The sequence below is a fragment of the bacterium genome (assembly GCA_027622355.1).
In the GTDB taxonomy this organism is placed as follows: domain Bacteria; phylum UBA8248; class UBA8248; order UBA8248; family UBA8248; genus JAQBZT01.
Genome location: JAQBZT010000109.1, coordinates 1 through 8,739, shown reverse-complemented (window position 1 = coordinate 8,739; position 8,739 = coordinate 1). Strand labels below are relative to the sequence as shown.

At 66.1% G+C, this 8,739-nt stretch carries 6 protein-coding genes; 4 read left to right on the top strand and 2 right to left on the bottom strand.

Going from position 1 to position 8,739, the window contains the following annotated elements; translation table 11 throughout:
- The 3 genes from O2807_07930 to O2807_07920 all read left to right on the top strand — a co-directional run.
- Positions 1-615, top strand: a 615-nt coding sequence (locus O2807_07930; protein ID MDA1000428.1) for a peptidoglycan-binding protein, incomplete at its 5' end; no start/stop codon positions are given.
- 6 nt (positions 616-621) lie between these two features.
- On the top strand, positions 622-1,215 hold the full coding sequence (locus tag O2807_07925) for an SUMF1/EgtB/PvdO family nonheme iron enzyme (protein ID MDA1000427.1): 594 nt from the start codon (positions 622-624) through the stop codon (positions 1,213-1,215).
- The gene (locus O2807_07920; GenBank protein ID MDA1000426.1) at positions 1,215-2,393 is read left to right on the top strand and encodes an alpha/beta hydrolase; all 1,179 of its coding nucleotides are present in this window, start codon (positions 1,215-1,217) and stop codon (positions 2,391-2,393) included. Before O2807_07925 ends, O2807_07920 begins: the two co-directional genes overlap by 1 nt.
- A gap of 18 nt (positions 2,394-2,411) precedes the next feature.
- Here the strand turns inward: O2807_07920 and O2807_07915 are convergent, their stop codons facing one another.
- Positions 2,412-2,912 carry a hypothetical protein gene (locus O2807_07915; protein MDA1000425.1) on the bottom strand — a complete coding sequence of 167 codons (501 nt, stop codon included), beginning with the start codon at positions 2,910-2,912 and terminating at the stop codon, positions 2,412-2,414.
- Positions 2,913-3,086: 174 nt separating this feature from the next.
- Entirely contained in the window at positions 3,087-3,866 is a 780-nt protein-coding gene (locus O2807_07910) for a LysR family transcriptional regulator (protein ID MDA1000424.1), read from the bottom strand.
- Positions 3,867-4,081: 215 nt separating this feature from the next.
- On the opposite strand from O2807_07910, the gene gltB reads away from it, so the two are divergent.
- Positions 4,082-8,629, top strand: coding sequence for a glutamate synthase large subunit (gltB, locus tag O2807_07905; GenBank protein ID MDA1000423.1), 4,548 nt, complete (start codon positions 4,082-4,084; stop codon positions 8,627-8,629).
- Positions 8,630-8,739 lie beyond the last annotated feature (110 nt).

Below are 8,739 nucleotides of genomic sequence, written 5' to 3'. Positions count from 1 at the left end.
GAGGGGGCAGGGGCGGCGCTGCCCGAAGTGGAGGCGGAGGATGTGACCCCGCGGGCCAGCGCCGATCTCGCCGCCCGGATGTTTCCCCACACCCCGCGGCAGAACATCGAGGCGAACCTGCCGCACATCCTGGGTGCCCTCCGGGCGGCCGGGCATGTGGACCGGGCGATGGTCCTGACGGCGCTCGCCACCATCCGCGCCGAGACGGAGGGTTTCCTCCCCATCGGGGAGGGCGAATCGAGGTACAATACTTCCCCCGGGGGCCATCCCTTCGATCTGTACGACCGCCGGCGCGATCTCGGAAACGAGGGCCCGCCCGACGGAGAGCGCTACCGCGGGAGGGGCTACGTCCAGCTCACCGGGAAGGACAACTACCGCCGCTACGGCGCGGCGCTGGGCGCGGATCTGCTGGCCCATCCGGAGGAGGCGAACGCCCCCGGGCTCGCCGCACGGATACTCGCCGCCTTCCTGGCCGACAAGGAGCGCCGGATCAAGGAAGGGGTGCTCGCCGGAGACCTCGCCGCGGTGCGGCGGCTCGTCAACGGCGGAAGCCACGGCCTCGATCGCTTCCGCGAGGCCTTCGAAACGGGCGCGCGTCTTCTCGATGGAGAATAGATGGGGATGATCGATCGTCGGCGGAGAGGAAAGATCGGCGCGGGGCTTCTTGTCCTTTTCGCCTTTGGCGCGGGTCTGGCCCTTGCCGCATCGGGCGCCCTCGACCGCCAGCAGGTCTCGGCCGCGGATTTTACGGCGTTTCTCAAAAAAACCGGCTCGAAGGAAAAGCTCGTCACCGACTCGCCCGACGCCCCCGCCGTCAACGTCACCTGGTACCAGGCGAAGGCTTACTGCGAGGCGCAGGGAAAGCGCCTTCCCACCGAGAAGGAATGGATGTCCGCCTGCGAGGCGAAAAGCCTCGTTTTCAGATGGTCCATCTGGGAGTGGACTTCCGATGAGGTGCGCGGCAGGGAACGGGGAAGCGGCACCCCCTACAAGGTTCTCTGCGGGGTGGGCCCCGCCTGCGAGTGCGCGCACGCCTATCCCCCCGGCTGGAAAAGTCCGGTCAAGGGGTTCCGTTGCGCGAAGAAAAGCCCGAACGTGCGAAGAGAGGGCGGGGCCGAAGTGGTCCGCCGTGAAGTGGTCCGCCGGGAGGCGCGCCGGTACATTTTGACCTGTCCGGCGGCGAAGCCGGACACAGCGAAGAAAGGAGATCGTTGATGGTGGTGAAGGCAATCCGCAAGCGGCCCTGGTTCGCCTACTTTCCGGAGGACTACCGCTGGTCGTTCAACATATCGATTGCGCTTTCGATGGCGGTGACCGGAGGGACGGACCCGGGCGAGATCTTTCAGGCGGCGCGAAGGCTCGAAAAAAAGGTGGGGGACGACGGTCTCTGGGTCAGGGAGTGGACCCGCCTCGGCGATCGCGTGCAGAAAGAGGCGGCTTCCGCCGAGCGCAAGGGGCAGCATCTCTCGGCGGCGGGCCATTATGTGCGCGCCGCGGTCTACCTCCAGATGGCGGACCGCTTCGCTTTTCCCAAGAACAAGGAGGCGCTCGATCTCTACCGGCGCTCGATCGGCTGCTTCCACAAGTATGTGCAGCTGAACGATGGCCCGCGCACCGAGATCGTGGACATCCCCCTCGAGGGAAAAAAGAAGATGGCGGCGTATTTCGTCCACGCGCAGACCACGCGGAAAAAGCGCCCGCCCGTCGTGGTGATGTACAACGGCTTCGACGGGACGAAGGAGATGAGCTATGTCATGGCGGCCGAGGCCCTCTCCCGCCGGGGGATGAGCGCTCTCATCATGGACAGCCCCGGCATCGGCGAGTCCATCCGCTTCCGGGGGATCCACCTGCGCCACGACTATGAAGTGGCCGGCGGGGCGGCCCTCGACTGGCTGGAAAAACGAAAGGACGTGAACGCGGGACGCGCCGGGGTCTTCGCCCCGAGCCTGGGGGGCTACTACACCTCGCGCACCGCGAGCATGGAGCCGCGCTTCAAGGCCTGCTGCGCCTGGGGCGCGATTTGGGACTACCACGCCACCTGGAAGCGGCGCATCGAGGCCGCCTTTCACTCGCAGCTCCCCGTCCCGGGAGACCACCTTACCTGGAGCTTCGGCGTCAAGACGCTCGATGAGGCGCTGGAGCGGCTCGAGGGCTTCCGCCTCGACGGCATCGTGCAGCGGATGCGCTGCCCGTTTCTCCTCGCGCACGGCGAGGACGATCAGCAGATCTCCCTCAAGGAAGCCAAAGCGCTCTACCGCGCGGTGGGCGCCAAGGACAAGACCCTGAAGGTTTTCAATGGGGAGGACGGCGGTGCCCAGCACTGCCACATGGACTACGTCTCCACCCCGCTCGCCTACATGGCCGACTGGCTGGCGGAGAAGCTCGGGGCGTGAAGGGAAGGCGCGGGCGGGTCAGGGTCCGGCCGGGGTACCCCCCGCGAGGGCGAGGGCGAAGAGCGCGATGATGGCGATGAGGAGGAAGAAGCCCACCAGCCATGAGGTTTCCCGCATGATGATGACGCTCCAGATGAGCTTGTAGAACAGGATGATTTCGAGGACGAACACCCCGGTGCCGAGCTCGCGGCGCCAGAAGGAGACGAGGGCGAAGGCGAGGAGGATGACGCCCGCGAAATTCTCGATCACCCGCATGCCGCCGGGGGGCTGTTCGAGGCGCTGCAGTTCCTTGGCGATGGCCTGCTCGGCCCAGCGCGGGATGCGCCGCGGCGGGTCGAACCAGAAGGGGCAGGTCGCCAGCCCGAGGGCGCTGAAGATGAGGCTGAGCCAGTTGTGCGTCCAGGCGGCGAAGCACATCGTGATCAGAAAGAAGAGGCGGAGCACCCAGCCCCAGGGGTTTTTCTGCCGTTCCCATATCTTGTCCGACCAGGGGTGCTTCTTGCTTTTCTCCTCGCTCACGCCGCCTCCCCGTCTAGGATTGTGTCATTCCCCGAAACGGTAGCGCACCTTTTCCCCGCCGGCCAGCGGAGAAAATCAGCGGGTCTCCCGGATCATTTCGATGAAGCGCGCGACAGCCGGCGAGAGATGCTTCTGCTTGCGGTGGATGAGGCCGATGGGGCGGTGGATCACCATCTAGAGCGGAATCGCGCACAGGGCGCCGGCGGCCACCTCTTTCTCGACGGCCGGGCCGGGAAGGATACTCACCCCCGCGCCGGCGAGTATGCCCTGCTTGATGCTCTCGAGATTGTCGAGTTCGAGGACGATCTCCATCCGCACATGGTGCCGGCGCAGCGTCCGGTCGCTGGACTTGCGGATGGCGAGATCGGGGTCGAAGGCGATGAGCGGCTCGCGGGAGAGATCGCCGCCGCTGATGATTTTTTTCCGGGCCAGGGGGTGCTCCGGCGGGCAGACGAAGCTGAGCGGCTCCCGGCGCAGGGGAATGATCGTCAGGGCGCGGCTCGTCGGCGGGTAGGAGAGGATGCCCACGTCGGCGTTGTCGTTGATGACCGACTGGACGACCTCCTTGGGGTGGAGGCACTCGAGGCGAATCCGGGCGTCGGGGTAGGAGACCCGGAACTGCTGCATGAGGGCGCCCATCTCTTGAAGGCCGACCGAGTAGATGGCCGCGACGCGGACCGGGCCCTCGATGCGCTGGCGGTCCTGGGCGATCTCGGCCCGCACGCGCTCGAAGCCCTCGACCAGCCGCCGGCTCGCCCGGTAGAACTTCTCCCCCTCGGGGGTGATGGAGAAGGGGCGCATGCTCCGGTCGATCAGCTGGGCCCCGAGGCTCTCCTCGAGCTGGCGGATGGCCTGGCTGGCCGCCGGCTGGGTGACGCCGACCAGGGCCGCTCCCCGGGAGAAGCTCTGGAGGCGGACGACTTGGCAGAAGAGCGCAATGGTCTCAAGGTTCATGGCGGGGGCAGTCTATGTCATAAGTAAAGCTTATGCAAAGAATTAAAAGATATCACTTGGCTTTAAGCAGATAATTTTGTACCCTATCTCACCTGCCGGACCCGGCGGGCCACCTGTCTTGACGGGGGAGGAGGCAGGGGAACATCCCCGGATTTTTTAATGCCAGCAATCCAGAATCAATTTTTTGGGAGAGGACTCCGATGAGAGGCCACGGTATGCCACGCCTCCAGGGGCTCTACGACCCCCGGAACGAACACGATGCCTGCGGCGTGTGCTTCGTGGTGGACATCAAGGGGCGCAAATCGCGCCGGATCATCGACATGGCCATCACCGGCCTGGAGCATCTCGCCCACCGGGGCGCCTGCGGCTGCGAGGAGAACACCGGCGACGGCGCTGGCATCCTCATTCAGATGCCCCACAAGTTCTTCTGCAAGGTGTGCGACGGCGAAGGCATCGCCCTCCCCGAGGAGGGCCGCTACGGGGCGGGCATCGTCTTCCTGCCCCCGGACCCCATCCAGACGAACCAGTGCGAGACCCTCTTCGAGGCCATCATCGCGGAGGAGGGCTGCGAGAGCCTGGGCTGGCGCGAGATTCCCTCCGACCTCTCGCCCATCGGGCCCACGGCCAAGGCCGGGGCGCCCCGCTTCCGGCAGCTCTTCATCGGCGGCTTCGACCCCAAGGCCGGGAAGATGGACATCGAGCGCAAGCTCTACGTCATCCGCAAGCGGGTCGAGCACGCCGTCGCCAAGAGCGACATGACCGAGCGGCTCTTTTTCCACATCCCCAGCCTCTCGGCCCAGACCATTGTTTACAAGGGCATGTTGACCACCCATCAGCTGGCCCCGGTTTTCGCTGACCTCAGGGACCCCGACATGGAGACGGCGCTTGCCCTCGTGCACTCGCGCTTCTCCACCAACACCTTCCCCTCCTGGCCCCGGGCGCACCCCTACCGCTACCTGTGCCACAACGGGGAGATCAACACCCTGCGCGGCAACATCAACTGGATGCACGCCCGCGAGGCGCTCTGCCGGTCCGAGCACTTTCCCGAGATCGAGAAAATCCTGCCCATCGTGATCGAGAGCGGCAGCGACTCGGCCGTATTCGATAACGTGCTCGAGTTCCTCTACATGGGCGGCTACGAGCTGCCCCACGCCATGCTCATGATGATCCCCGAGCCGTGGAGCGGGCACGAGTCCATGGACGAGGATCGCAAGGCCTTCTACGAGTACCACGGCTGCATCGTGGAGCCCTGGGACGGCCCGGCCTCCATCGCCTTTACCGACGGCACCACCATCGGCGCCGTGCTTGACCGCAACGGCCTGCGGCCCTCGCGCTACTACGTGACCAAGGACGGCCTGGTGATCATGGCCTCCGAGGTGGGGGTGCTGGACATTCTCCCCGAGAACGTCCTCTTCAAAGAGCGGCTCCACCCGGGCCGCATCTTCCTGGTGGACACGGCCGAGGGCCGCATCATCGACGACGAGGAGATCAAGCGGCGCTACGCCTCGGCCAAGCCTTACAAGAAGTGGCTGACCGAAAACCTCGTGCCCCTCGAGGAGCTCCCCGAGGCGCCCGAGCTCCCCGAGCCTGACCACGAGACCGTGCTCCAGCGGCAGATGGCCTTCGGCTACACCGAGGAGGACATCCGCTTCTTCCTCACCCCCATGGCCACCCGGGGCGATGACCCCGTCGGCTCCATGGGGGACGACACGGCGCTCCCCGTTCTCTCCAACCACTCCCGGCTGCTCTACGACTACTTCAAGCAGCTCTTCGCCCAGGTGACGAATCCGCCCCTCGACGCCATCCGCGAGGAGCTGGTGACCCAGATGTCCATCACCATCGGCGCGAGCGGCAACATCCTTGAACCGGACGAGGCCTCCTGCCGCCAGCTCAAGCTCGACTCCCCGATCCTGGACAACGAGTCGCTGGCCCGGATTGCCCACATAGATCATCCCTTCTTCAAGACGGCCAAGCTGCCCATCCTCTTCCAGGCCTCGGGCGGGATGAAGGCGCTTGAGGCCGCCCTGGACGAGCTCTTCCGCCAAGCCGACCGCGCCATCAAAAAGGGCCACAACATCATCATCGTCTCGGACCGGGGTATGAGCGAGGAGATGGCCCCCATCCCCGCCCTGCTGGCCATGGCGGGCCTGCACCACCACCTCGTCCGCTCGGGCACCCGCACCAAGGTCGGCCTCGTGCTCGAGAGCGGCCAGGCGCGCCAGGTGCACCACATGTGCGTCCTCATCGGCTACGGGACGAACGCCATCAACCCCTACCTGGCCTTCGAGACCCTGGACGACATGATCCGCAGCAACATCCTGACTGAGATCGACCACAAGACGGCCGTCGAGAACTACATCAAGGCTCTCAAGAAGGGGATCCTCAAGGTCATCTCGAAGATGGGCATCTCCACTGTCCAGTCCTACACCGGAGCCCAGGTGTTCGAGGCGGTGGGGCTCAAGAAGGAGTTCGTGGACCGCTACTTCACCTGGACGCCCTCGCGGATCGGCGGCATCGGCCTCGACGTGGTGACGGAGGAGACCCTCATCCGCCACCGCAAGGCCTTCCACGCCCGGCCCGCGGGCAAGCCCGGGCTGGATTGCGGCGGCGAGATACAGTGGCGGCGCGACGGGGAGATCCACCTCTTCAACCCGGAGACCGTCTTCAAGCTTCAGCACTCCACCCGCACGGGCCAGTTCAGCGTCTTCCGCGAGTACACCAAACGGGTGGACGACCAGAGCAAGGGCTTGTCCACCCTGCGGGGCCTCTTCGAGTTCAAGAAGTCCAATAAACCGGTGCCTCTGGAGGAGGTCGAGTCCGTCGAATCCATCGTCAAGCGCTTCGCCACCGGAGCGATGTCCTACGGTTCCATCAGCCAGGAGGCGCACGAGACCCTCGCCATCGCCATGAACCGCCTGGGCGGCAAGTCCAACACGGGCGAGGGCGGCGAGGACTCGGCCCGCTACGTCCCCGACCCGAACGGCGACTCCCGCCGCAGCGCCATCAAGCAGGTGGCCTCGGGCCGCTTCGGAGTCACGAGCGAGTACCTCGTGAACGCGGACGACCTCCAGATCAAGATGGCCCAGGGGGCCAAGCCCGGCGAGGGCGGCCAGCTGCCCGGCGGCAAGGTCTATCCCTGGATCGCCAAGGTCCGCTACTCCCCCCCGGGCGTGGGGCTGATCTCGCCCCCGCCGCACCACGACATCTACTCCATCGAGGACCTGGCCCAGCTCATCTTCGACCTGAAGAACAGCAACCCCCGGGCGCGCATCCACGTGAAGCTCGTCTCGGAGGTGGGGGTGGGCACCGTCGCCGCGGGCGTGGCCAAGGCGCACTCGGACGTGGTCCTCATCTCCGGCCACGACGGCGGCACCGGCGCCTCGGCCATCACCAGCATCAAGCACGCCGGCACCCCCTGGGAGCTCGGCCTCGCCGAGACCCAGCAGGTCTTGGTGCTGAACAAGCTGCGCGACCGCATCATCGTCCAGGTGGACGGCCAGCTGAAGACGGGCCGCGACGTGGTCATCGCCGCCCTGCTCGGGGCGGACGAGTTCGGCTTCGCCACCGCGCCGCTGGTGGTGCTGGGCTGCGTGATGATGCGCGTGTGCCACCTGAACACCTGCCCGGTCGGCATCGCCACCCAGGACCCCGGGCTCCGCAAGAAGTTCAGCGGCAAGCCCGAGTTCGTCGAGAATTTCTTCCGCTTCATCGCGCAGGAGGTGCGCGAGTACATGTCGGAGCTTGGCTTCCGCACCATGGACGAGATGATTGGCCGCGTGGACCGCATCAACATCCGCAAGGCGGTGGACCACTGGAAGGCGAAGGGGCTCGACTACTCGGCCATCCTCCACAAGCCCGACATGGGGCCCGGCGTTGCCATCCGCTGTGTGCGCGGGCAGGACCACGGCCTCGAGAAGACCCTGGACGTGACCACCATCATCCCGGCGTGCCAGGAGGCGATCGAGAAGAAGGTTCCTGTTCAGCTCCACCTCCGCATCGAGAACGTGAACCGCACGGTGGGCACCATCCTCGGTTCGGAGATTAGCCGGCGCCACGGTTTCGAGGGGCTGCCCGAGGACACCATCAGAATCCACTTCAAGGGTTCCGCCGGCCAGAGCTTCGGCGCCTTTGTCCCCAAGGGCGTCACCCTGACCCTCGAGGGAGACGCGAACGACTACATCGGCAAGGGCCTCTCGGGCGGCAAGCTCATCGTCTTCCCCCCGAAGGAGTCCTCCTTCCCCGCCGAGGAGAACATCCTCATCGGCAACGTCGCCCTCTACGGGGCGACCGGGGGCGAGGCCTACTTCCGCGGCATCGGGGGCGAGCGCTTCTGCGTCCGCAACAGCGGCGCCCACGCCGTGGTGGAGGGCGTGGGGGACCACGGCTGCGAGTACATGACGGGCGGCCGGGTGGTGGTGCTCGGGCACTCGGGCCGCAACTTCGCGGCGGGCATGTCGGGCGGCGTCGCCTACGTCCTCGACGAGGAGGGCGGCTTCCGCTCGCGCTGCAACATGGTCCTGGTGGATATCGAGGAACTGACCGTGCCGGACGACATCGAGGAGGTGAAGACCCTGATCCGCAACCACGCCAACTACACAGCCAGCAGCGTGGCGCAGCGCGTCCTTGACCTCTGGTCCGACTACCAGCCCAAATTCGTGAAAATCATGCCGCGCGACTACAAGCGCGCCCTGACCGCAATGAAGCGAGCCAAGGAACAGGGAATCCCCTGGGAAGTCGCGGTCATGGAGGGGGCCCATGGGTAAGCCAACAGGTTTCTTCGAATATCAGCGGGAGCTGCCCAGCCGGCGCCCCGTGGGGGATCGCCTCGGGGACTGGCGGGAGGGCTATCTGCCCTTCGCCCAAGAGAAGCTCC